Here is a 25283-nt window from a genome sequence, read left to right as displayed (position 1 = left end):
CAGGCGACAACCAACATCAACCACGATAAAGCACCATGAGCAGCCCATCATTTAACGTCGAGGAACACAAAAAGATGCTTCAGTCCTATTTCAATGGCCAGGGCTTCCAGCGCTGGGCATCGATCTATGGCGACGACAAGCTCTCCACCGTCCGCTCCACCGTGAGGCAAGGCCATGCGGTCATGATGGACAAGGCGTTTGAATGGCTCCAGAGCACCGGCTTGCCCAAGGGCTCGAAAATTCTCGACGCCGGATGCGGCACCGGCCTGTTCACCATCCGCCTCGCAAAAAACGGCTACCGCGTCAAGGCGGCTGACATCGCCGAGCAGATGGTCAACAAAACGCGCGAAGACGCTCAGAAAGAGGGCGTGGCCGACAACGTTGAGTTCGAGGTCAGCTCCATCGAGTCGGTTTCGGGTACGTTCGACACCGTAGTCTGCTTCGACGTACTGATCCACTACCCGGCAGAGGGATTCGCCCACGCATTCAAGAACCTGGCGAGCCTCACCAAAGGCCCGATGATCTTTACCTACGCCCCGTTCAACAACATCCTCGCCTTCCAGCACTGGATCGGCGGCTTCTTCCCGAAAAAAGAGCGCCGCACTACCATCCAGATGATCAAGGACGACGAGATGCAGCGGGTGCTGTCTGAACTCGGCCTTAAGATCGTTAACCGTCAGAAGATCAGCTTCGGCTTCTACCATACCATGCTGATGCAGGTCGATCGCAAATGAGCCGAAGAGAGACCTCAAAAGCCTCTCCAGCGGCAGAGATGCCGAATTCAGGCTCAGGAATTTTATGGAATAAGTTGTAAATTATAAGTTCAAGAAATTTTTTACCGCGTGCGAACGGTTGCATAACAAGTGTGTAACTACATGTCGATAAAACCGAACTTGCACTCAAAAACCTATCCGGAGGGTGGAAACAGATGAAGATTCTGATGATTCAGCCGAATTATCACTCAGGCGGTGCCGAGATTGCTGGCAACTGGACACCAAGCTGGGTTGCCTACATCGGCGGTGCTTTGAAGCAGGCTGGCTTCAATCAGGTAAAGTTTGTGGATGCAATGGCTGACGACCTGCCGGACGAGACCATTGAAGAGATCATCCGCAAAAACCAGCCGGATGTGGTCATGACCACCAACATCACCCCGTCGATCTTCAAGGCGCAGGACATCATGAAGATCGCCAAGAAGGTCAACAAGAATATCCGCACCATCATGGGCGGCATTCACTCGACCTTCATGTACCCGCAGGTGCTCACCGAAGCCCCGGAGACCGATTACGTCGTTCGCGGCGAAGGCGAAGAGGTGACCGTCAATCTCATGAAGGCGATCGCGGCTGGCAACGACAAGGAGACCCGCTCGGAGATTACCGGCATCGCCTATATCGATGAGAAAGGCGAAGTCTTCGCGACGGCTGCCCACCCGGTCATCGAAGACCTCGACACCCTGTCACCGGACTGGAGCCTCTACGACTGGGACAAATACATCTACACTCCGCTCAACTGCCGTCTGGCCGTACCGAACTTCGCCCGAGGCTGCCCCTTCACCTGTACCTTCTGCTCGCAGTGGCAGTTCTGGCGCCGGTACCGCGCCCGCAGCCCGAAGAATTTCGTGGACGAAATCGAGATTCTGGTCAAAAAGTACAACGTGGGCTTCTTCATCCTCGCCGACGAAGAGCCGACCATCAACAAGCAGAAGTTCGTTTCGCTCTGCCAGGAGCTGATCGACCGCAAGTTGGACGTCACCTGGGGCATCAACACCCGCGTGACCGACATCATGCGTGACGAAGACCTCCTGCCGTTCTACCGCAAGGCCGGCTTGGTGCACGTTTCGCTCGGCACCGAGGCTGCCAGCCAGATGAACCTGAACCGTTTCCGCAAGGAGACCACCATCGACGAGAACAAGTACGCCATCAAGCTGCTCCAGAAGAACGGCATCGTGGCGGAAGCTCAGTTCGTGATGGGTCTCGAGCACGAAACTCCGGAGACTATCGAAGAGACCTACCAGCTCTGCAAGGACTGGGATCCGGATATGGCCAACTGGACGATCTACACCCCGTGGCCCTTCTCCGACCTCTTCAAGGAGCTTGGCGACCGCGTCGAAGTGCGTGACTACTCACGCTACAACTTCGTTTCGCCGATCATCAAACCCGATAACATGGAGCGCGAGGATGTGCTCAAGGGCGTGTTGAAATCGTACGGACGCTTCTACGCTCGCAAAACCTTCTTCAGCTACCCGTGGATCAAGGATCCTTATGTGCGCAAGTACATGCTCGGCTGTCTGAAGGCGTTCGCGCAGACCACGCTCACCAAGCGTTTCTACGACATCGACCGCGTCAAGACCAAGAACCGCAAGATCGAGATCGACCTCGGCTTCGACCAGTCCAGGATTCTGACGCAGGCAGAGGTCAAGAACCTCAAGGAGCTGAGACCCGAAATGGTCGCCGACATGAGCTTCGGCCTCAAGGAAGCCGGCTACCAGCGCGAGCACGACGAGCACAACTGGGACGAGTTCGACGAATCGACGATCAAGGATCGCACCTCCGACACCGTCCGCAACTGCTGATCGTCAGCAACGACATCAATAAAAAAACCCTCCGAACCCCGGAGGGTTTTTTATTCCTCTGATTCTACCCCTCTCGATCATACCGGAAAAAACTGATGAGTGAAAAAGATTTCATAGTTTATGAGGCTACATGACTTTGAAGACCTCTATCACCAAATACTACCTGATCATGGAAAAGCGACGGTTGGGAACTACGGACATGGAGATCACGCCGGTCGGGTTCGGCTGCTGGGCTATCGGCGGTGCAAACTGGGCTTATGGCTGGGGATCGCAGAGCGACCGTGATGCTGTTGAGGCTATCGAGAAGGCTGTGGAGCTTGGTATCAACTGGATCGACACGGCGGCGGTGTACGGGCTCGGCCATGCCGAGGAGCTGGTCGGCAAAGCGTTGCGGGGCCTCGACGAGAAACCCTTCGTCTTCACCAAGTGCGGGCTTGTGTGGGACGACAGCCGTGCCATCAGCAACAACCTCAAGGCCGGCTCCATCCGCCGGGAGTGCGAGGCAAGCCTGAAACGGCTCGGAACCGACTGTATCGACCTGTACCAGATTCACTGGCCGAATCCGGACGACGAGATCGAGGAGGGGTGGCACGAGATGGCGCGGCTTCAGGAGGAAGGGCTTGTGCGGTACATCGGCGTCTCGAATTTCAGTGTTGCGCAAATGGAGCGAGCCGCGTCAATCGTGCCAATCGCGTCGCTGCAACCGCCCTATTCGATGCTGCGCCGGGCAATTGAAACGGAGATTCTGCCTTACTGCGAGCAGCATGACATCGGCGTCATCGTCTATTCGCCCATGCTTTCGGGAATGCTGACCGGCGCGATGACGCGCGAGCGGGCGCTGAACCTTCCGGCGGACGACTGGCGGCGCAACAACAAGGAGTTCCAGGAGCCGCGCCTCTCCGCCAATCTCGAACTGGTCGAGCTTCTGAGCCGCATCGGCAAGCAGCACGACGCCTCACCGGGCGAGGTCGCCATCGCCTGGACGCTTCGCCATCCGGCGGTTACGGCGGCAATTGTCGGTGGACGCACCGCGGCGCAGGTCGAAGGGACGACAGGGGCCGCCGACCTCGCTCTTTCGGAACGAGAGATCGCGGAAATCGAAGCCTATCTCGCCTCCATGCCAGCATAAGTTCGCGAACGAATCAGCCACGTCAACCTCACGGGAGAAGCTATGAGCGGCATCTACGAAAGCAAACTGCGAGCGCTGCTCGAATCGGCGGGCATCGCTATCGGGGGGACAAATCCTTGGGACATCACCGTCCACAATCCCCGCTTCTACAAGCGCGTCGTCACCGAGTCGCACCTCGGTATCGGCGAATCCTACATGGACGGCTGGTGGGACTGCCCGGCGCTCGACCAGTTCTTCTATCGCGTGCTTCGCTCACGGCTCGACACGAAAGTTTCGCAGGCGACACGCGTCCTCGGCAACATGCTCGGCTTCCTCGTCAACCTGCAAAAGCCCTCGCGCGCGTTCACCGTCGGCGAAGTGCACTACAACGTGGGCAACGACCTGTACGAGGCGATGCTCGACAAGCGGATGCTTTACAGTTGCGGCTACTGGAAAGACGCCCGAGACCTCGACGAAGCGCAGGAGAACAAGCTGCGGCTCATCTTCAACAAACTCGATCTCACGCCCGGGATGCGGGTGCTCGACATCGGCTGCGGCTGGGGCGGCGCGGCGCGTTTCGCGGCGGAGCACTACGGCGTGAGCGTCACCGGCGTCACGGTTTCGAGCGAGCAGAAGAAAAAGGCCGACGAACTGCGAAACGACCTCCCGGTAGAGGTGCGTCTTGTCGATTATCGCCAGCTCGATGGCAGCTTCGACCGCATCTACTCCATCGGAATGTTCGAGCATGTCGGCGTAAAAAACTACCGGCGCTTTTTCGAGATCACCCACAACTGCCTCAAAAGCGACGGTCTGTTCTTGCTGCACACCATCGGCAGCAAACGCTCCTCGACCCACACCGACAAATGGACGCACAAGTACATCTTTCCCAACTCGATGCTCCCGTCGGCCAGGCAGATCACCACAGCCGCCGAGGGCCAGCAGCTCATCGAGGACTGGCACGCCTTCGGCAACGACTACGACCACACCCTCATGGCCTGGCACCGGAACTTTGAAGAGCACTGGCCGCAGCTCCGCCACGCTTACGACGAACGGTTCTACCGCATGTGGCGCTACTACCTGCTCAGCGCGGCTGGATCGTTCCGCGCCCGAAACGTCCAGCTCTGGCAGATTCTTTTTTCAAACAACGGGATTACGGGAGATCATTACGTGCCGAGGGAACACAAGGCCGTCCTGTTGAAAAACTGACGGACACAATCAGCCTCCCCCGCGCCACGAGACCATAAAAAAAGCCCCATGTCTAGAAACATGAGGCTGGGAAAGTTCTGTTTTCTGAAGAAGAATCAGCTGACGGGAACCGCCTTGCTCTTTTTCGCTTCCGGCTCCTTTTTCGGAACAACGACCTTTAACACACCGTTGTCGTAGTTAGCGGTGATGTTGTCACTATCCACGTTGTCACCAATGGTGAAGCTTCTTGAGAGGCTACCCCACGAGCGTTCGACACGGTGGTAGTTTTTCTTTTTCTCCTCCTCTTCCTGAGTGCGCTCCGCACTGATGCTGATGACATCGTCCTCAATGCTTACCCTTACATCCTCTTTCTTTACACCGGGAATGTCGGCTGAGAGATAGATAGCCTTCTCATCTTCACTGATATCCACCTTGAAGGTCGGAGCCATCATCGATCCCATTGAGCTGATGAACGGTGTCAACCTTTCGTTGAACACATCTTCGAACATCTTCAGGGGGTCTTTGCCATAAAGTTTGAGTGTCATAGTTCTGCTCCTTTTATCAATTCATACAACTATCAGATACAAATTACATCGAACTATAAGAACACTTTTCAGACCGTTAAAATTCCATTTGAACGGTTGACTGCTCAATACTGCTGCTTGCTGGGAATCACTCCCCGTAAGCCTCCCCGGGGATTTTCAGTATCTCAGCCCGGCGGGGAATAAGGTGGATATGACAGTGAGCTATGGTCTGACCAGCGGCATGGCCGTCGTTGATACCGATGTTGAAACCGCATACTGATGAATCTTTGGAAATGATGGCCCTCCTTGCTCTGCGAAGCAGGTCGTCACAGGCATTGAGTTCGTCGCGAGTAAGATCGAAATAGCTCTCGACGTGACGTTTGGGAATCACCAGCAGATGGCCGTAAGTGACGGGGAAACGGTCGTCAATGGCAAAGCCGAACTCATTTTCGAGCACGATGGCGTCCTGAGAAATTTTGCAAAACGGGCATGGTTCCACAGGATCGCAATTGAAAGAAAGGCTCATGAGACACTCTACATTTCGCGGTGTTCACGGGGAAAAAAGGCAGACCCGACAGTTCGGGTCTGCCCTTACGATACGTTTCGGCTCGACGCTCCTTACAACCGAGTGCCTATTCCGAGCAGATCGGCGATATTGGCTTTGGAGTCGATGACCGGTCTGATACCGGCGGTGGCGCAAGTCATGATGGTGGTAACACCGGGGCCATGCCCCGCTTCTCGGCAGTCGCTGTGCACCACGACACCGATGGTGACGGCACCTTTGCGGTAAGCCCGACCGTAACGATTGTCCTGGTCAAGCAGCGCAACGAAATCACCGAAGCGGATGCGGTCAATACCGAACTCACGCACGGCTTCAGGGTCGCTGGTCACGATATCGTAGTCGCCTTTCGCGACGTGCGCCGAGCCGATGCCGGAACCCATGCAGTAGGCCGGAACGAGCGTCGTCACCGGCACTTCGAGCACACCGTCATCGGCGACGGTGATCTTCATTTTCGCCAGCAGCGACGGATCGAGATTAAAGAGCGAAATCTGCGGGAAATCACTCAGCTTGAGTCCCTGACCACGCGATTTCACCATAATGGTATCGCCGTAGGCCATCTTTTCCTTCACTTCACGCGGAAAATCAACGATGATGTGCTCCGAGCCGCCGTGATGGCCAAGCACCACACCAGTCTCGCCTTTGGCTTCGCCGGAGACGATCGTGGCCGTGTTGCCCACGCAGCTCAGCATCTGCACGGTAACATTCGGGTGTTCGTAGGGTTTGTGGGTGTCGGCGGTGCAGCTCACGCCCGGCTCGATGTGGTCGCCCTCCCAGCCGAACGCCGGGTCGCCGACCTGAAGGTTGAGGGTGATACCGCCGATGGAAGGAAGAATAAAGGGCGTGCCCTGGTGATCGACCTCCCAGGTGCCACGAGTGCGGGGCTGACCGGGCTGGCACTGGAGCAGAATTTCGACAAGACGGCTTTCGTTGGTTGCAAGCATAAGAAGCTATTACGAAAAAAGTTGAAAAAGAGGTGCGTCGGAAAAGTACTTTCCGTTCATAGCTCATAATAAATTTAGCTGAACCTTGGTGACGTCGGCAAAAAATCCCACAAAAAAAGAACTTTTTGCCTAAACAAGTACGAGCTTGGCGTATTTACGTGGTATCGCATTTTCCGTTACGAGCTTTTTTTTTAACATTAACATTTAAGCTTTTATGCATAAAGAGATCCTGTCTTCTATTCTGAAATCGCCCTGCTTATATGCCAGACATCAATTTTGACCCTTTACTCAGAAATTTTCGGCGCCTGATGACGCTGGTTCGGGATCGTTTCCACAGGTTCGACTCGACAGCTGTAGCGCGTTTCGTCGCCTTCTTCGCTGGCGGCTTTCTCCTTTTCTCTGCCGGTTATCTTCTCTCGGCATCAGCATCAAAATCCCCAACTTCACCCACCAACCCACTGGTTTCATCTGTACAGGGTCTCTATAAATCTATGGGCTTGGTCAGCGACGACGAACTTGGCCTCGATGACGAGTCTGATCAGGTAACCATCGACGAAGGCGAAAACGGCCTTTCCGAAACAATTGAAAAGAAAACCGTCCAGCGAGGCGACTCCATTTACAATATCCTCAGCGCAGCCGGACTGACCCCTGCAGAAATTCACGAGCTGACCTCACAGCTCAAAGGTGACAAGACAATCCGCGGTTTCCGAGCTGGAAAGAGCTATGAACTTGAAACTGGCAAGGATGGCTCATTCACCCGTTTCACATGGAAGGCAGACCCGACCACGATCATTCACCTGACCAAAAACCAGGAAACTGGAAAGCTTGGAGTCAACAAGGAAATCATCGAGCTCGAAACCCGCATTGCAACCATCGAAGGCACCCTGCACACCTCGCTTGCAAAAGAGTTGAGCAGCAAAAACCGCTCTGGCCTCTCAGCTCAACTCAATCGGATTCTCTCGTCGAAGATCAATTTCAGAAGGGATATTCGCGACGGAACAACCTATAAAATCCTCTATCAGGAGCAGTGGCTCGACGGTCAATTTTCGGGAACCGGCGATATTCTGGCTGTCGAAATCAACACGAGAGGCCGGAAAATCAATGCTTACCAGTTCGAGGATGCCAAAGGCAACAGTGCCTATTACGATGAGAAAGGCCGCGCACTGGCGCAAGCCTCAAAAAGTCTGTACATCACCCCGTGCCGTTACAACCGTATTTCAAGCGGTTTCGGCTATAGAACCCACCCGATCACCCATCGGCGCCAGTTTCACGGCGGTGTCGATCTGGCCGCTCCGACTGGCACACCGGTCAAGGCAGTTGCCGACGGCCGAGTCATTTTCCGCGGACGCAAAGGCAACGCAGGCAATCTGGTCACTATCGCGCATGGCGGTGGAACTCATACCATGTACATGCATCTGAGCCGGTTCGCATCCTCATGCCGTTATGGAAAGTACGTCAAGCAAGGCGACATCATCGGCTATGTCGGCTCCACCGGCAGATCAACCGGACCGCATCTGGATTTCCGGATTATCAAAAACGGCCGTCTGAAAAATCCGATGGTCGCATTGAGGCAGAAAGCTCCGACCCGTTCGCTCTCCAAGAAGGAGCTCCAAGGGTTTATGGCTAAAGTCCAGATGTACCAGAACCAGCTTGAAGGCAAAGGTGTTATGGTGGCTGGCGTATCTAAACAAGGAGAGAACGACGTTCTCTGAGCAAGCACGATACGGCCTCGAAAGCAAGAAACCCCGGTATTCTCAAAGCGTAATGCTTAACGGAATACCGGGGTTTTTCCATCTCCCTGCCACCACCTTTTCATGGGCGTCACTCGTCACGAATCACCTTTCTCGACGCTTTGAGTTCACCTCTCCTTGACTTCTCTTCAAGACGCTTTTTCGTAGCACTTCTGGTTGGGCTGGTAGCCTTGCGCGCCTTTGGCTCGACCAGTACCTTTTTCAACAACTCCTGAAAACGGTCAAGCGCATCCTGACGATTTTTCTCCTGCGAACGAAACCGTTGCGCCCTGATAACGATTATGCCCTCTTTGGAAATTCGTCGATCCCGAAGCTGCATGAGCCGCTCTTTGATGTGATCGGGAAGCGATGAGGCACCAATGTCGAACCGGAGATGAACGGCGGTTTCAACCTTGTTGACGTTCTGACCGCCAGCCCCCTGCGATCGCATGGTTCTGATTTCGATCTCACGCTCATCAACGACGACGCCTCGGGCGATCCGGATCATCGTTGCCCCCTTGCGCTTGATGAGGAAATACCGAAGGCGGCAAGACTTGGAGAGGCAAGCGTGCCATCCCAACTCCGGAACAGAATACTTTCGATGCCCACCGAGGTAGAGAAATCGATATTGAGCTTCCGATCATCGATCAACAGAAATTCAGCGGGATCACGACCGCTCATATCGAGCACGTATCGAAACGCATCGGGAGAACGTTTGAGATAGCCATGCTCGTAAGAAAGCAGGTATCGATCCATGCTTCGTAACAGCGGAAACCGGTCGAGCAGAAAGGCGAAATGGAGCGGATCGGTATCACTCATGATCCAGAGCTCATGATGTCGCCGCAGATGCGCCACCGCCTCTTCACTACCGGGCACAGGGGTGAAGATATCCTGCCAGGCAAGCCGGAGCTGGTGAAGCGGCAGGTCGAGCGTCAGCGGATCATCGACAATCATGTCGAGAAAATCGAACGATGCAATCCGTCCACAATCGTGACGCTCTTTCAGTTCGCCCTGACAGTAGCGCGCCATGAGCTGCGCGACTCCGGACACCGGGTCACGACAGACCGTCTGGCAGAACGGCATGAAATCCACATTGACCAGCACATTGCCAATGTCGAGAAGAATGATGCCCATAACGAAGATTTCATGGATGAATGCCGGGAACAATAAAGCAGACAGTAAAAAGCTGTGCTGGCCAAATCGTGAACGAACCGCTCAGGAGAAGTATAAGGAAACCTGCCTGAAGCGACAACGGAACGAGAGGTGAGCGTTCGCCGCTTCAGCAATTCTGAACGGCCACAAACAGTTCTGCCGGGCTGAAACCCGGCAGAAGAAAAGAGTATCGCGCGATCGGATCATGATCGCAGGCAAATGCAGGCTTACCTGATGCCCCAGAGCTTGATCTTGCGGTCGTCACTGCCGCTGGCGATCATGCGGCCGTCTGGCGAAATATCCACCGACTGCACTTCGAGCGTGTGGCCACGGTAGCAGTGCAGCTCTTTGCCTGCCTTGACGTCCCACAACCTGACCGACTCGTCGTTGGCCGCGCTAGCCGCCTCGGAGCCATCAGGGCTGAAGCAGACGCTGCGCACACCATCTTCATGACCTTCGAGCGTGTGGATGATCTTGCCGCTGGCGGCATCCAGAATCTTGACCTTGGCGTCACGACCGCAGAAAGCGATCAACGAGTCATCAGGGCTGAAGCAGACCGAGTGGGAAAGAGTATCCTGGGTCTGGAAGCTGGCGACATTCTTGCCGCTCTCGACGTCCCAGATACGAACCACAGGTTCCTCACCGCAGGAGACCAGCTTCTTGCCATCATGGCTCCAAGCGACGCATTCGATGTACGATTTATGACCGAGCAGCTTTGCGGTCTCCTTGCCGCTCTCCGTGTCCCAGAGACGAATGGTCGTGTCGCGTGAGCAGGTAGCGAGGGTTTTGCTGTCGGGGCTGAACGCAACCATGCGAACGGCGGTATCGTGGCCTTTGCAGACATACTTGCACTCGCCAGTCGAAGCATCCCAGATCCGGGCGGTGCTATCGGTGCTGCCGCTGGCGAGCAACTTACCGTCACGGCTGTAATCGATACACTCAACCCAGGTTTCATGCCCTTTCATGGTATGGATCGACGTACCCGCCTCAACATCCCAGAGCATCACCAGTTCATCGAAACCGCCGCTCACCAGCTTTTTGCCATCAGGACTGAATTTGACGCCGAGCACGCGGTCGAGATGCCCCTCCATGGTCTTGATGAGATTGACATCCTCCCTGACCGTCGGACGTTTGAGCTCTTCTTCCTTTTTGCCGAAAATTTTAGACAGGAACCCCATGAGCGTATGATCGTTTTTGAGATTGCCGCGCCCCAGCCCGAAGCTCAGAAACGCAGAAAAAATTGTTTGATAATATAAGAAAAATTTATCCGGTTACGCCACCATCCGCACGCCCCGAAACTGGATAGCGACGCGCTTTCCATTGAGGCCCGGGCCCGAAAACAGTGAGTCGAAACGAGTTAAGCGCAATCAGGATCAGCATCACCTGTGAAAATGCGTGTAACATCGCCGACCACAACGGCTGCCGAAACCTGACGGCGATGAACACCCTCACCAGCACGGCAATGGCGATCTGTGCCAATGGCAGCCAGAAAAGGCTCAAAGAGCGGTCACCATGCAGCACTGCCGTCAGCAGAAAGCCATACGGAGCGAGGTAGAGCAGCGTGACCAGCCAAATCAGGACGAACAGTCCGGCGGCGTTGTTGCCGAGCCCGGCGAAAAGGTTCTTGGAAAAACCGCTCCAGACCTCTGCAAATCCGTGATACATGCGGCACCAGACCGCATCGGTGCCATTGAAAGCCGCAACCTTGCCTCCGGCGCGCTTGACCGCCTTGCAAAGCCCGACGTCCTCCACCAGATTGCTGCACACAGAGCGATGTCCACCGATCCGCTCGTAGGCCTCTCGACGAAACAGCATGAACTGGCCGATAGCGTAGCAGAACGCCGGCGAAGGGCTCCGGCTAACCAGCGCAATCGGCAAATAGCTGAAAAGGATGTGATAGACCAGCGGCACGATGAGTTTTTCCCAGAAGCTGCGAACCTCCTGCGCGGGCGTGAGCGAAAGCATGTCCGCACCGCTCCTCTGCATAGCCTCGACTGCCCGAGCGACAGCATCGGGCTGGTGGCGCGTGTCAGCATCGGTAAAAAGCAGCAGTTCGCCCGAAGCGTAACCGGCAAGCTGCTGACAGGCCCACGCCTTGCCGTGCCAGCCCGCAGGCAACTCAGTGCCCTCGACAATGCGCAATTTCGATCCACCCGCCCCACCGGCGAGCTCGCGCAAAGCTGGAAGTGTGGCGTCGGTGGACTGGTCATCGAGCACGATCACCTCGAAATCCGGATAGCGCTGAGCGAGCAGCGACGAAACGCATGCTGTGATGTTCATCTCCTCGTTCCGCGCAGGCACCAGCAGCGACACCTTCGGCCGATACGTTTCACTCCCCGTGGTAGATGGCAAAGAGCCAAGATCGATAAAATTCTTCAGCACGATGCCGAAAAACACCAGCAGGCTGCCGAGAATAAAGAGCTGATAAAAAATCATGGCAAAGAAAAGGCCGCCCCAGGCGGCCTTAACAGTTACGTAAATGGTCAGGTGACTTAAAGGCGTGAACAGGCTTAAACGTTCTTTAGTGTTGTACTTCTCCTTGCCCCTGAAACCCCAGAATCGAAATCAATCGATCAGTTTGTTGATGTCGTACTCGAAAATACCCTCGGCGCCAGCACGCTTGAGATCGGGAATCAGGTGGCGCACGACTTTCTCGTCAACGATCACTTCGATCGCAACCCATGCGTTGTCAGCCAGATCGGAAATAGTCGGCTGACGCAGAGCCGGAATGCTCTCGATAAGCTTGTTGAGCCCGGCTTTCGGTGCGTTCATCTTGAGGCCGACCTTGCCCTGGGCGTTGATCGCACCCTGAAGCAGCATGGCCATATTTTCGATCTTCTCGCGCTTCCACGGGTTTTCCCACGAAGCCTTGTTGGCGATGAGCTTGGTGTTGGATTCGAGAATCGTCTCGACGATACGAAGCTTGTTGGCGCGCAGCGAAGAGCCGGTCTCGGTCACCTCGACAATCGCGTCGGCCAGCTCCGGCGGCTTAACCTCAGTCGCGCCCCAGCTGAACTCGACCGATGCGTTCACGCCATTCCTGGCCAGATATTTTTTGGTGATGTTCACCACTTCAGTGGCGATGTGCTTGCCTTCGAGATCCCTGACTGACTGGATCGGTGAGCTTTCAGGCACGGCAAGTACCCAGCGTACCGGGCGCATGGAAGCTTTGGAATAGACCAGATCGGCCACTTCGACCACATCGGCATCGGTTTCGATGATCCAGTCCTTGCCAGTCAAGCCGGCATCAAATGCACCCTGCGAAACGTAGCGGGCCATCTCCTGGGCACGGATCAGAATCGCTTCCAGCTCATCGTCGTCGATGGACGGAAAGTACGAACGGCTCTGGACGGAAAAATGAAACCCGGCGTTGGCGAAAAGTTCGAGAGTTGAGTCCTGGAGACTGCCTTTGGGCAGGCCCAGCTTAAGAACGTTGTTGCTGTTGCTCATGATACGTGAAAAATGATTGATTGACTTAGAGCTTGATGAGCCGGAACTCTCCCTGCTCATAAACGCCGTACTGATAGCGCCCCTCGATCCAGGAGCCAAGATTGACATAAGTGCTATCCGACTCGTGGACGCTCTGGATACGCTCCGCATGGTTATGACCGCACACAAAATAATCAAAATCGCGCTCCATAGCCAACGAAGTGGCAAAATCGATCAATCGTGTCGATTCGACGCGCATGTCGCTCTTTTTATGCTTGCGGCTGAGACGGGAAAACCACCGCATCAGGGCGGTCGAAAGATCGGAATGGAAGCCGGTCAGCAAGCCGAGATTGAAACGGTTCCGGACAAAGCGCGCGAACAGCTTGTAGCCGGTATCACCCTCGCCCAGCCCGTCGCCATGCGCCATAAGAAAAGTACGACCGTCGTGCTGCACCTCGTGGATGCCGTACAGCGTGCGCACGCCCAGCTCATCGTCAAAAAAGCTCCCGAGGTAGAAGTCATGATTCCCGGCAAGCCAGGTCACCGGCACTCCGCTGCGCACCAGCCCGGAAAGCATGCAGAAAAAACGGGTGAACCCTTTGGGAATGACATGGCGGAACTCCATCCAGTAGTCGAGAATGTCGCCAAGCAGGAAAAGCGAGCCACCGTTATCGGCGATGATGGAGAAAAGCGTTTCGAGTCGTTCGAGCTTCTCCGCCTCGGCATGCGACTCTTGCAGGCCGAGATGAAGATCGCTGACGAAATAAAGTCCGGACATTAATCGAAAAGGCGGTTCAGGAGAAAAGCGCCAGGGAGAGCGCAATCACCGTTACAGGGATGAGGATGTTGTCCACCTCTTTCGGGCTTGCCCCCTCCACAACCGTTGCGGCAAGCGCGATCAGAGCGATCTTGCCGGGGTTGTACGCTTCCGGCACGATGAGCTGGATGAAGAACAGGCCAGCAAGAAAAGCCCCGGCAAAAAACGCAATGCTACCCTCGACAGTCTTGTTGCTTAAAATGCGATACTGCATTTTACCGAGCTTCGTGCCCACGATGGGCGCAAGTCCATCGCCCCAGCCGAGCATCGCCATTGCAAGTACCCCGGCAGTCTGCTTGTAGAACAGCGTGCCGCAGATCATGGCCACGACCACGAAATAGAGCGTCCCCTTGAGCAGCTCGCGCTTGTCGCCAGTGCGGGTCATGGTTTTGACCGCCTGGTCGTCATCGGCAGCGAACAGCCCCTTCTGCACCAGCAGCACCGTCCAGATGGCAAAAACAGATATGTTCAGATACTGCGACCAGCCGCCGTCCTGAAACAACGGCAGAAACACGATAACCGAACCGGCGCAGATATGGGTGATCTTGCGACTGATGTCGCGCGACAGGCCGTGATTGGTGACCAGCCAGTCCATCAGCGGCGGCACGCTGAACACATAGACGAGCGTGAGCAACGCGGCAAGCGCGTTATGCCAGACCACCGGCAGGGAGAAAAACGTTGTTGCTATGATTGCCATGGCGATTCCGGATTATGGAATTAACTGAAGAGATGGTTTGGGAGTCAGCATCTGCTCCGTCATATCGTCATCGTTTATGCGTCCGGGTTGCATCGTAGCCAGGCAGAAAAAAACCACGAAAGAGGTGCCGCCTGCATCACTCAAAAACAGTTACATGTACTTCATTCCCACCAGCGCGGCGGCAAACATCTGGTTGGTCAGGAACAGAATATTGTTGACCACCTGGAACCGCAGGAACGCATTGTGCTCCTGCACCTCGCTCTTGCCGATGGCGTTGCCGAAGCCGTCGTCGACCGCATGCTGTACCAAAGTGATGCCCGATTTGGGGTCGCGGTAGATCGGAATCTGGACGATAATGTTCAGCACAAGGCCAACAACAACACAGTACACCAGAATCGGGAATTGCGTTATTTGCGGATTGCTTCTTGCCCAATCCCAGGCAAGCCACGCAAACACGGCAAAGACCAAGTCGATGATGATGAAGGCCACAAGGAAAGTATTCTTCGCACCAATCATGACCGTCAGGGACTTCATTCCCCCCTTGGCGTCACCCTCCTGCGATTTGAAGTCGTTCATGACGATGAGTGCGATGGCCATAAAAAAGTTAAGTCCCGCCAGCCACAGCACCTCGGGGCGGATGTCGCTAAAAAGCGCATTTGCCGACAGATAAGTGATGAACCCATAGGAGAATCCGACCGCAGGGCCGGAGAAGAAGATGTTTTTCTTGAGCTTGAAAGGCGGCGCAGAATAGAGATAGCCAATCACCAGACCGGCCAGAAGCGAACCCACGAAAATCATTCCGCGTTCGCCGCCGATACTTGTGCCAATCCAGCTGCTCAACGCAACCGCGATAACAAGCACGATGCTCCAGTTCCAGATCGCCTCTTTTTCCGAAAGCCTTCCGGATGGAATCGGACGGGTCGGCTCGTTGACGCGGTCGAGCTCGAGGTCGTAGTAGTCGTTCACCGACTGGCTGAAGCCTGTGCCCAGCGGACCGTAGAGGAGAAAGAGCGCAGCAAGCAGGAGGTAGTCATGTACGGTCGGCTGCATGGATCCCGAAGCCATAACTCCCCCGGCAAGGCAGGGAAACACGCTGATCCAGGTGACCGGATCGAGAAGTTCGAGATGAGCTTTTACTTTATCGACAAATCCTCGGCTTTCGACTGACATGATTGGTGATCTATGGAAAACGGCTGCCTGCCGGTTAAAAATAACTGCATGAACCGGTTCTCGCCGTTCTCTGAGACATGGCGGGAGGTATCCGGAATTGTAAGGTGAATTTACGAATCCCTTTTATAATAAAAACATCATATCGGGAACAATTATGGATGCAGCCCGATACGATGCAGCCTCAAGGTCATCAACCGATGCTGGAAACTACCCTGTTTTGACGATTTTAGGGATTGGAAGGTTGGACAAGAGCCTCACCGGAGAGCGTGGCCGATGTAGCCGCAGTAATTCTGACTGGCACCAGATCACCCGGCATGAAATGCTCCCGGCTGAACACCACGGCCCGGTTTTCGCTGGTGCGCCCCATGAGTTGCGATGCGGAGCGCTTGCTTTCGGCTTCGGCAAGCACCTCGACCACCTTGCCGATCTCCCGCTGGTAAAGCTCACGAGACATCGCGGTCTGCAAATCAATGATCTCCTGAAGCCGCGCCTTCTTGACCGCTTCAGGCACATCGTCGGGGAGATTCCGCGCCGCCCAGGTGCCCGGACGCACCGAGTAGTAGAACATGAACGCCGTATCGTAGCCGACCGCCTCCATCAGCGAAAGAGTCTCGCGGTGATCCACCTCTGTCTCGGTGCAGAATCCGGCGATCAGGTCGGTGGTGATGGCCACGCCAGGCACAAGCTCTCGGATCATGGCGATTTTGTCGAGATACTCCTCGCGGGTGTGACCGCGCTTCATCAGATCGAGCATCCGCGACGAGCCGGACTGCACGGGAAGATGGATGTGCTTGCAGAGGTTCGGCCGCTCGCCGATCACCCGCACGAGCGATTCGGAGATGTCCTTGGGGTGCGAGGTGGTGAAGCGGATGCGCATCGACGGCGCAGCGTGGCTCACCCCTTCGAGCAGCCCGGCAAAGTCGAGCGACTTGTCGGCATCGCACCACGAGTTGACGTTCTGGCCGAGCAGCGTCACTTCGCGGTAGCCCGCTTGTTCCAGAGCAGCAACCTCGGCGATGACCCGGTCGAACGCTACGCTGCGCTCGCGCCCGCGCGTCACCGGCACCACACAGAAGGCGCAGTGATTGTTGCAGCCGCGCATGACCGGCAGAAAGGTGCTGACGCGGTTGGCGCGAATCGGATCGATGCCCGCGTAGGTCTCCTGCTGGTCGTAGTCGATGAACGCTCGGCGCTGCTCCCCCTCACGCACGCTGCGGACGATGCCGCACAGGTCGCGGTAGTTGTCGGGGCCGACAATGAAATCCACGAACGGAAAGTCACCGAAAAGCTGCTCGCGCTCGTACTGCGGCACGCAGCCGAGAAGGCCGACGACGAGACCCTTCCGCCGCCGCTTCATCCCCTTGAGATGGCTGAGCACGTTCCCTGCGCGATCCACCGCGTTGGCCCGCACGGCGCAGGTGTTGAGCAGCACCATGTCCGCCGTGCCTTCATCCTCAGCCGGCGCAAAACCGCCCTCGACGAGAATCGCCGTGACGATCTCCGTGTCAGCCATGTTCATCTGGCAACCGAAAGTGTGGATGAAAAAGGTTGGTGACATGTTCTTCACTCGTTGATCAAAGGGTAGATGACTATAACGGGAAGAGGCGCGCCTCGTGAATTGCCCGGAAAACCGGGTGCATCACGAAGCACGCTCTCCGTCAAAGGAACTGAAAATCGATGCTGATTCCGACAGAATCAGTCAGGCTCCGAAGTGCAGGTGGATGAATTTCTGCATTTCGGCTTCGGCCTCATCCTTGCACTGCCCGCACACGGTGCCGAGCTTGGTGTGCTCCTGAAGCTCGTAGTAGCTGCGAGCGCCTTCGAGCACCGCCTCTTCGATGTCGTGGTCGGTGATGCTCATGCACTGGCAGATGGTCTTGGCCTGCTCCTTTTTAACGCGATCCTCCATGCCATTGCGCGTATAGTAGTCGTTGATCGCCGCACGCAACGCCTTGTCGCCAAGCACCGAGCAGTGGATCTTGTTCTCCGGCAGACCACCGAGCTCCTTGGTCACATCCTTCGGCGACACGGCGAACGCCTCTTCGAGGGTCATGCCCTTGACCATTTCGGACAGCACGGAGGTGCTGGCGATGGCGCTGGCACAGCCGTAGGTTTTCCACTGGCAGTCGTTGATCTTTTCGGTCTCCTTGTCCACCTTGATGACCACCATCATCTGGTCACCACACTGGAGGTTGCCCTCCATGCCGACACCGTCGAACTCACTGGTGTCGTTACCCTGAAGAATATTTTTCGGACTTTCGAAATGCTCCTTGAGCTTTTCCGTATATGCCCATTCACCTGATTGCAGCATGAGCGCCTCCTTTATTAGATATAAGCTGTTGACATGTTTCTGATTCGTTCGATGACGCCCGGCAGGACGTCAAGCATGTATTCGACCTCTTCGACGGTGGTCGAACGGCCCATGCTGATGCGGATGGAGCCGTGCGCCCGCTCGGCATCGACGCCCGTGGCAAGCAGCACGTGCGACGGATCGAGCGAGCCGGACGCGCAGGCCGACCCGGTCGAGACCGCGATACCGGCAAGGTCGAGATAAAGTAATATGGACTCGCCCTCCGCGCCGGGGAACGACACGTTGAGCGTGTTTGGCATCGAGTCGGTCGGATGGCCGTTGAACTGTGCGTCTTCGATGCGCTCCGAAATGCCCTTGCGCAGCATCTCGCGGAACCCGAGCAGCCGTTCGGCTTCGGCCTCCATCTCGGCCTTGCGCATATCCACGGCCATCGCCAGGCCCATGATGCCGAGCGTGTTTTCGGTACCTGCGCGGCGCCCCTTCTCCTGATGTCCGCCCCGGATGAAGGGGCAGTACGGGGTTTTCTTGCGCACGTACAGCGCGCCAATGCCCTTCGGCCCGTAAATCTTGTGCGCGGAAATGGTCAGGAAATCGACGCCGAGCTCGTTCACATCGACCGGAATTTTGCCGAACGCCTGTACGGCGTCGGTGTGCATAAGCGCTCCGTACTGGTGAGCGAGTTTGGTAATTGCCGGAATATCCTGCAGCGTGCCGATCTCGTTGTTGGCCATCATCACCGAAACGAGACCAACGCCACCCGATTTCAGGAACTCTTCGAGCTGCCCGAGATCGATCTTGCCGTAAGCGTCAACGTCAAGATAACTCACATCGACACCGCGATGTGCCAGGCACCCGGAGGTTTCCAGAACACAGGGATGCTCGATGCGGCTGGTCACGATCTTCGGCTTCATGCCCGGAAAGCACTGGCTTGTGCCACACGCGAACAGCGAAAGGACAGTGTTGTTGCCCTCCGAGCCGCTGCCGGTAAACACAATCTCCTCGGCCTCAGCGCCCATGAACGCCGCCACGCGGTGACGAGCATCCTCGACGTTGGCCCGCGCCTCACGCCCGAAAGCGTGCATGCTCGACGGGTTGCCGAACATCTCCATCGCAGCCACCATCTCTTTTTTTACTTCAGGATGCAGTGGCGTGGTGGCATTATGATCAAAATATACAGGTCTTGATGGCTTCATTGCTTTCTGAATTTCGGTGAAACTTGTATCGAGCAGGACAAATATAAGGTTATTACCGGCACCAGTGAAAAATTATTGCCTTTGCCGAACTCAAAGCGATAGGGCTTTTGACAAACAACCGGTCTCGTTGAAAAACCATCCCGAAAAAGCTTGTCCCTCATCTCAAAATATATAGGACAAAAGTAGTCTTATTTTATCCAAGAAGCAAATGCATAAAGCAAAAACAGGGATTTTCATACTTCCTGTACGGCGGGAGGGAAGAGTCTCGCAACCATGGCGCCGGAAAAATCAGCGCAGCAGCAGTACGGCCAGAGCCACCAGCGCCAGAGCTAGCGCCGTTCCGGCAACGATCAGCACGGTGACGCGCTTTGAGCCGGACGCATTCAGCGACTTGCCGACACCGGCAGACTGTTCGGCTGGTGCGGGTTTCGTAGAAAACCGGGAATCCGGAATACCGAGCTCTTTCCGACACGCCTCCAGTTGCTCTTCGCTGGCAACGCCAAGCTCTCCGGCATATTTGCGGAGGTGGGAATACACGTAGAGCGGAGGAAGAAACGAAAAATCCCCTGCCTCAAGCTTTTCAATATGAGCACTGCGAACATTGACAAGCCGCTCTATGTCATCGACCGACAGATCCCTCTGAAGTCGAGCCTGTCGGAGTGACCTGGCAAGCTGCTCAAGCGCACTTTGAGTCGGATTCTCGTCCGGCATTGGCGGAGGAGGGAGTTATAATGACAAAAACTTCAGCAGTGAATTTCTTAATTTAAAAAAAAACAATGCTTTGGCACAAGAATAAGAGTCGGTATACCTCAAAAAAGTCCGTCAATTACAGCAACGAAAGAGCAAAAAACACTACGGTTACCACCAGCCTTTTGCGCTGTAAGACCATCTATTTGTGGAGGGGTGAAGCACTTTAACAACAGCGTAACAAGAATTCGAACACCTGTCAGGGCAAAACGTTTTGGACGTCAGCCCCTCCATAACCAAGGGGAAAAAGTGCCGATAACCCACGCTTCGGCAAGCTTAATCAACACCGTACGCGCCGATCCAGAACCATACCTGGCCGTTCTCGGTATTGTCACCATCAGCAAACAGCTTCAAAAAACCAGCGGCGGATCGATTGGCGGCTGGCGCTTTTTCAAGAGCTGTTTTCAGGCGCTCTATTTCACGATCTGAAAGCGGTTTCCAGAAAAGAATCACCTGATCACCCGGATGGAAAAGCTTGTGGATTTGAGCGTTTTCTATCCTGTTTGCATTAAAAAACTCGATCCCTGCCACAGCATCCTGCTTACCATCAGCAGGCTTGGCGCTGACCGCTTCGTTCGGTGAAATCAGGTAGGTGACTTGACGACCGCGGCCGAGCAACTCATCGCGGCCAAGCAGATGGAACGGCTGCGGCTGCTCACTGACGAAAATCAGATGGCGGTAGGAGGCAAGCCTGGTGCTCATGGTTTTCAACAGCGAATCGGTCAACCAGATGCGCCCCTGATCGGACAGAAGCCTGGAGTCCTTGCTGATTCCGATGGTTCGAACGCGTCGTTGCAATGCGCCAAACTGCGCTTTCAGTTCGTCAGCCGTTACCGGCGATGTCTCGATCTGCATTTCCCGGTTGCTGACCATGATTGCCGTCGTGCTCGAATCCCCGGCAAAAAACCTGACCAGCGCCTCGTCGGGCTGAAGCCTTTGGCGCAGGGTGTTCAGGGTGAGCGGCTCCGATTGCAGATTCGAAGCCACATGGCTGTCAATCTTCGAGACTTCGGCAAGCAGCTCGATCAGCCGCCCCTGCTTTTCGGTGATCGACTTGTCAATAAGGGCTGCATAACGGAACCCTTCTCCCTGCTCGTTCATGTCGATTTTTCGCTGGAGCAGCCCCGAAATATCAGTCGTCACGCTGATAATTTCGTTCTGCAAAGCCTCATGCCCGGCCGGCAGGCGGAATTCGGAAATCGCGGCCTGCATGCGGGAGCGGGTTTCAAGAGCATCATCCTGACCGCTGACATCGAACAGTTCGACAAAGCGGCCGCTGGCAATCAGGAGATCATCGAGCTGGCGTGTGGCCTCCCTGACCATCTTCAGATAGCCGGTCGCAGTGGCCGGAATGCCGTAATACTGGCTGGTGGTCAGCGCACTGCGCAGCGCCGTGATGCGCTCGGCCGGGGTTAGCTCTTCGCAGGTGCCAAGCTTGCACAGGGCTGCGGCTTTGGCATACTGCATGTTTTTCGATCCGAAATAGGCGATGACATTGCGGTAGGTGTCGGGCTTGCGCACGATGACCGCATTGGATTCGTATTGGAGAATCGGCACAAGCCTCGACAATCCTTTCTCCTGAGCGATCGCCAGCGCACGGAACAGCAGATAGCTGGCATTCCGCTGCTGCGATTCAAGCTGCAGAAGGCTCTTGGCGGCAATGCGCAACGAGCGGATTTTCACCATGGGGGTTGCATTCATTCTCATCACCTTCGCCGATACGGCAGCAATTTGAGCTGCATAATGCTCCGGGTTGTCCGGCGCGGTGGCGGGAGCAACAAGGGCGCAATCGAGCAGTCCGGAGAGGGCGGCCATTCTGACAGACGGATCGCCGGACGCCGACAATTTCTGATACCATTGCGATGCCTCATCGATCTTACCGGCCTTGAACCGGTACACCGCGGTTTGGTAACGCTGCCACTGGTCGGCACTGCCGAGAGATTCCATGATCGATGCCGCCTTGCCGTAACGGCCAAGTTCAGCATACATCTGCGCCGTGTCCAGCCCAGCGGCCGTGCGCAGGGAGTCGCTAAGCTTTCCTGCCGCAGCATGGGCTTCAATACTCTGCCAGGTAGTGAACGCCGCCTGGTAACGACCGGTCAGGAACTCGATGCGCCCTTTCCGGCACAACGCTTCGAGCGCCTCCGCACTGAAGCCCTTCAGCGTATCAGCAGCCAGCCCGCGGTTATAGTAATCAAGCGCTTCCGAATAGTTTTTCCGGCCTTCAAGGCGTTGAGCCTCCTCGTACAGGGCTGAAGGTTTGGGTTCGGACTCCTGCTGATCACAGGCTGCGAGAGAAAGAGTAAAGAACGCAAACAGCAAAGTGAGACGAAAAGAGAAGTGACGCTGTTTCATGGCTGGGCCTGCCGGTAATGGTTTGAGCTGCCTCCCTCTGCGCGTCTCGATTGCAACGCAAAGGCAAGAAAGTTGTATAAGAAGAAAACACGGAAAAACACTCGTTGTCATGGTGATGTTACACATAATATACCCTCCGGTCAAGCCGGCAGTCATAAAGATCATGGCGCGTGTTTATCTGCACAAAAACCGGCCACGACCGGGACAGGCTGACCGGTTTTGCGCAAAGGACATCGCCCTGAAAAAAGAAGCCTGAACGTTCAGGCATGCAGACTGGTTATAGTGTTGAAAGTTCTGCTCTTACGACATGACAACTCCCCGATACGATGTTGTTCGACATTGACGGGAAGAATCATTTCACCGTTAACCAATGAATGCCTACAGCGCCGAAGCGATCGTTATTCTGCTTCTGATCCTTTTCAACGGAGCCCTTTCGTTGTCGGAGTTCGCCATCATTTCATCCAGTCCGGCGCGACTTCGCGAGCTTCTTGCGGCTGGCTATCCGACAGCACAGCGCGTGCTCCAGCTGCTCGACAACGCCAGCGAGCTGCTCTCCTCCATGAAAGCCGCCATCACCCTCATCAGCATCACGACGGGCGTACTCGGCGGCCTGTTTTTTTCCGAAGCCTTCGCTACACTCCTGGCCAAGACGACCCTTCCCGCAGCTTACCACCTGCCGATCGCACTCACCGTGGTGACTCTGTCGCTGAGCTACCTAAGCCTGGTGTTCGGCTCGCTGCTTCCGAAAAAGATCGCCCTTCGCCATCCCGAAACCATCGCCCTCAAGGTTACCGGCGCAATGGATCTGCTCTTGACCCTCAGCGCCCCGGCGGTGTTTCTGGCCAGAGCTTCGACACGACTGCTCCTCAGAATACTCGGCATCGACACGGCCGAAAAACCGTCCGTCAGCGACGAGGACGTAATGCTCATGATCCGCAAGGGTACAAAGAAAGGGGTGTTCGAATCGGTTGAGTACGACATGATCGAGCGCATTTTCCGGATGAGCGACAAGCGGGCCAGCGCCATCATGACGCCCCGCACCGAAATCGAATGGCTCGATCTGGAGCTGCCCGAAGCCGAGCTGATCAACCGCATCAAGGCCAGCGGGCGCTCGCGCTTTCCGGTCGCCGAAGGCAGCCTTGACGAGCTGCTCGGCGTGGTTCGCTCGCTCGATCTGGTCAACTTCCGCCTCTCCGGCAACGGCAGCATCAAAACCGCAATCCGCAACTCGATGAAGGTGCCGCTTTTCGTACCCGAATCGGTACCGGCTTTCCAGGTGCTTGAAATCTTCAAAAAGAACCGCGCGCACATGGCCATCATCATCGACGAACACGGTTCGGTGCAGGGAGCGATCACACTGACCGACGTGCTGGAAAGCATCGTCGGCGACGTTCCGGCAGACGACCCGGCCATCATCGACCGGCGGATCGTGCAGAGAAGCCAGCGCACCTGGATCGTTGACGGCATGTTGCCGGTCGATGAGTTCATTTCAGCGTTCAGGCTCGATGCCGACAATTTTTTCGACCAGAACGAGCCGAATTACGACACCATGAGCGGCTTCATGATGACCCGGCTCGGAGAGGTGCCATCGGTTTCCGACACAATCGAATGGAAAGGCATCACGTTCAGGGTCATCAAAATGAACGGAAAGCGCGTGGGGCGCATTCTTGTAAAAATGAATGAGAAAAACGCCGCAAACATAACGGAAAAAGAGAGAACATCATGATTGAAAAAGGCAAGCAAGCTCCGGAGTTTTCGCTGCCGGACGCTCAAGGAAAGATGGTTTCCCTGTCGGAATTTAAGGGCAAAAAGGTGCTGCTGATTTTCTACCCTGGGGACGACACTCCGGTCTGCACCGCTCAGCTGTGCGACTACCGCAACAATGTGACGCAGTTCACCCAGCGGGGCATCGAGGTCATCGGCATCAGCGGCGACAGCCCGGAGTCGCACAGGCAGTTCGCCGAAAAGCACGAGCTTCCATTCCTGCTGCTGAGCGACGAGGCCCATTCGGCTGCAAAGGCCTACGACGCGCTCGGGTTCCTCGGCATGTCGCAACGAGCCTATGTGCTGATCGACGAACAGGGCACGGTACTACTGGCCTACAGCGACTTTCTGCCGATCACCTACCAGCCCATGAAAGATCTGCTCGCCCGCATCGACGAGTCTTGAGGTACGGGGCGGCAGAACGCGCGTTGCCTGAATCCGAATCTTTTTTGTATCTTCGCGAGCAGCCTTTTCAGAGCACTTTGACAACGTGCCATGCTCCCGCTGTTGCGGGGCGACAGGTTTTTCAAACGCCTTTCAGCAATACAAAATACAGACCTCCACAATGGAACGTACCCTTACCATCCTTAAGCCTGACTGCGTGCGCAAGCAGCTCATCGGCGCCGTGACCGACAAAATCGAACGCGCCGGTTTCCGCATCGTGGCGATGAAGAAAACCCGCCTCACCAAAGAGACTGCCGGCGCATTTTATGCCGTGCACAAAGAGCGCCCGTTCTACGGCGAGCTGGTCGAGTTCATGTCCTCCGGCCCGTGCGTGCCGATGATTCTCGAAAAAGAGAATGCCGTCGCAGACTTCCGCACGCTGATCGGCGCGACCGATCCGGCTGAAGCCGCAGAGGGCACCGTCCGCAAGCTCTACGCCGACAGCAAGGGCGAAAACATCGTCCACGGCTCGGACTCTGCCGAGAACGCAGCCATCGAGGGTGCGTTCTTCTTCGCCGCCGAAGAGGTCGTGAGAGTTGACTGATTGAACTTCCGCAGCAACCGGACTTCATAAAAAAAAGCCGA

The 25283-nt window shown here is 55.8% G+C and carries 24 protein-coding genes; 8 read left to right on the top strand and 16 right to left on the bottom strand.

Annotated elements, in window-relative coordinates; translation table 11 throughout:
- Positions 1-35: 35 nt before the first annotated feature.
- From bchM to cfa, 4 genes are all read left to right on the top strand, one after another.
- Entirely contained in the window at positions 36-734 is a 699-nt protein-coding gene (bchM, locus tag CPAR_RS01355; protein WP_012501520.1) for a magnesium protoporphyrin IX methyltransferase, read from the top strand.
- 194 nt (positions 735-928) lie between these two features.
- Positions 929-2569, top strand: a complete 1641-nt coding sequence (gene bchE / locus CPAR_RS01350) for a magnesium-protoporphyrin IX monomethyl ester anaerobic oxidative cyclase (protein ID WP_012501519.1) — start codon at positions 929-931, stop codon at positions 2567-2569.
- A gap of 169 nt (positions 2570-2738) precedes the next feature.
- Positions 2739-3698, top strand: a complete 960-nt coding sequence (locus tag CPAR_RS01345) for an aldo/keto reductase (RefSeq protein ID WP_041466227.1) — start codon at positions 2739-2741, stop codon at positions 3696-3698.
- A gap of 42 nt (positions 3699-3740) precedes the next feature.
- Positions 3741-4883, top strand: coding sequence for a cyclopropane fatty acyl phospholipid synthase (cfa, locus tag CPAR_RS01340; RefSeq protein ID WP_012501517.1), 1143 nt, complete (start codon positions 3741-3743; stop codon positions 4881-4883).
- Between the two features lie 95 nt (positions 4884-4978).
- Here the strand turns inward: cfa and CPAR_RS01335 are convergent, their stop codons facing one another.
- The 3 genes from CPAR_RS01335 to CPAR_RS01325 form a co-directional block, all read right to left on the bottom strand.
- Positions 4979-5407, bottom strand: coding sequence for an Hsp20/alpha crystallin family protein (locus CPAR_RS01335; RefSeq protein ID WP_012501516.1), 429 nt, complete (start codon positions 5405-5407; stop codon positions 4979-4981).
- A gap of 127 nt (positions 5408-5534) precedes the next feature.
- A complete protein-coding gene (locus CPAR_RS01330) occupies positions 5535-5912 on the bottom strand; it encodes an HIT family protein (protein ID WP_012501515.1) in 378 nt (125 codons plus the stop codon).
- 92 nt (positions 5913-6004) lie between these two features.
- On the bottom strand, positions 6005-6889 hold the full coding sequence (locus CPAR_RS01325) for a DUF4438 domain-containing protein (protein WP_012501514.1): 885 nt from the start codon (positions 6887-6889) through the stop codon (positions 6005-6007).
- Between the two features lie 491 nt (positions 6890-7380).
- Between CPAR_RS01325 and CPAR_RS01320 the strand changes: the two genes are divergently transcribed.
- Positions 7381-8601: a M23 family metallopeptidase gene (locus tag CPAR_RS01320; RefSeq protein WP_198002627.1), complete on the top strand. Its 1221-nt coding sequence runs from the start codon at positions 7381-7383 to the stop codon at positions 8599-8601.
- 109 nt (positions 8602-8710) lie between these two features.
- Here CPAR_RS01320 and arfB read toward each other — a convergent pair whose 3' ends face one another.
- The 13 genes from arfB to CPAR_RS01255 form a co-directional block, all read right to left on the bottom strand.
- Entirely contained in the window at positions 8711-9127 is a 417-nt protein-coding gene (gene arfB, locus CPAR_RS01315; protein ID WP_012501512.1) for an alternative ribosome rescue aminoacyl-tRNA hydrolase ArfB, read from the bottom strand.
- Positions 9124-9753: an HAD family hydrolase gene (locus CPAR_RS01310; RefSeq protein ID WP_012501511.1), complete on the bottom strand. Its 630-nt coding sequence runs from the start codon at positions 9751-9753 to the stop codon at positions 9124-9126. The genes arfB and CPAR_RS01310 overlap by 4 nt, the downstream gene beginning before the upstream one ends.
- 245 nt (positions 9754-9998) lie before the next feature.
- Entirely contained in the window at positions 9999-10949 is a 951-nt protein-coding gene (locus tag CPAR_RS01305; protein WP_012501510.1) for a WD40 repeat domain-containing protein, read from the bottom strand.
- 85 nt (positions 10950-11034) lie between these two features.
- Entirely contained in the window at positions 11035-12207 is a 1173-nt protein-coding gene (locus CPAR_RS01300) for a glycosyltransferase (RefSeq protein WP_012501509.1), read from the bottom strand.
- A gap of 129 nt (positions 12208-12336) precedes the next feature.
- Positions 12337-13221 carry an ATP phosphoribosyltransferase gene (gene hisG, locus CPAR_RS01295; RefSeq protein WP_012501508.1) on the bottom strand — a complete coding sequence of 295 codons (885 nt, stop codon included), beginning with the start codon at positions 13219-13221 and terminating at the stop codon, positions 12337-12339.
- A 25-nt stretch (positions 13222-13246) separates the two neighbouring features.
- Positions 13247-13978, bottom strand: a complete 732-nt coding sequence (locus CPAR_RS01290; RefSeq protein ID WP_012501507.1) for a UDP-2,3-diacylglucosamine diphosphatase — start codon at positions 13976-13978, stop codon at positions 13247-13249.
- Between the two features lie 16 nt (positions 13979-13994).
- Positions 13995-14714 (bottom strand): diacylglycerol/polyprenol kinase family protein, encoded by a 720-nt coding sequence (locus tag CPAR_RS01285; RefSeq protein WP_012501506.1) that lies wholly within the window; start codon positions 14712-14714, stop codon positions 13995-13997.
- Between the two features lie 150 nt (positions 14715-14864).
- Positions 14865-15884, bottom strand: a complete 1020-nt coding sequence (locus tag CPAR_RS01280) for a UbiA family prenyltransferase (RefSeq protein WP_012501505.1) — start codon at positions 15882-15884, stop codon at positions 14865-14867.
- Between the two features lie 226 nt (positions 15885-16110).
- Positions 16111-17442, bottom strand: coding sequence for a tRNA (N6-isopentenyl adenosine(37)-C2)-methylthiotransferase MiaB (gene miaB / locus CPAR_RS01275; RefSeq protein WP_012501504.1), 1332 nt, complete (start codon positions 17440-17442; stop codon positions 16111-16113).
- 141 nt (positions 17443-17583) lie between these two features.
- Positions 17584-18195, bottom strand: coding sequence for an iron-sulfur cluster assembly scaffold protein (locus CPAR_RS01270; RefSeq protein ID WP_012501503.1), 612 nt, complete (start codon positions 18193-18195; stop codon positions 17584-17586).
- 14 nt (positions 18196-18209) lie between these two features.
- Positions 18210-19388: a cysteine desulfurase family protein gene (locus CPAR_RS01265; RefSeq protein WP_012501502.1), complete on the bottom strand. Its 1179-nt coding sequence runs from the start codon at positions 19386-19388 to the stop codon at positions 18210-18212.
- A 288-nt stretch (positions 19389-19676) separates the two neighbouring features.
- Positions 19677-20099, bottom strand: coding sequence for a helix-turn-helix domain-containing protein (locus CPAR_RS01260; protein WP_012501501.1), 423 nt, complete (start codon positions 20097-20099; stop codon positions 19677-19679).
- Between the two features lie 312 nt (positions 20100-20411).
- Positions 20412-22490, bottom strand: a complete 2079-nt coding sequence (locus CPAR_RS01255; protein WP_012501500.1) for a tetratricopeptide repeat protein — start codon at positions 22488-22490, stop codon at positions 20412-20414.
- A gap of 370 nt (positions 22491-22860) precedes the next feature.
- Here CPAR_RS01255 and CPAR_RS01250 point away from each other — a divergent pair, with 370 nt between their 5' ends.
- The 3 genes from CPAR_RS01250 to CPAR_RS01240 all read left to right on the top strand — a co-directional run bounded on the left by CPAR_RS01250 (position 22861) and on the right by CPAR_RS01240 (position 25242).
- A complete protein-coding gene (locus CPAR_RS01250; RefSeq protein WP_012501499.1) occupies positions 22861-24216 on the top strand; it encodes a hemolysin family protein in 1356 nt (451 codons plus the stop codon).
- Positions 24213-24659 (top strand): peroxiredoxin, encoded by a 447-nt coding sequence (locus CPAR_RS01245; protein ID WP_012501498.1) that lies wholly within the window; start codon positions 24213-24215, stop codon positions 24657-24659. Before CPAR_RS01250 ends, CPAR_RS01245 begins: the two co-directional genes overlap by 4 nt.
- Positions 24660-24819: 160 nt before the next feature.
- A complete protein-coding gene (locus CPAR_RS01240) occupies positions 24820-25242 on the top strand; it encodes a nucleoside-diphosphate kinase (RefSeq protein WP_012501497.1) in 423 nt (140 codons plus the stop codon).
- Positions 25243-25283: the final 41 nt, after the last annotated feature.

Source organism: Chlorobaculum parvum NCIB 8327 (genome assembly GCF_000020505.1).
Lineage (GTDB): Bacteria > Bacteroidota > Chlorobiia > Chlorobiales > Chlorobiaceae > Chlorobaculum > Chlorobaculum parvum_A.
This window is presented reverse-complemented; position numbering and strand designations above follow the sequence as displayed.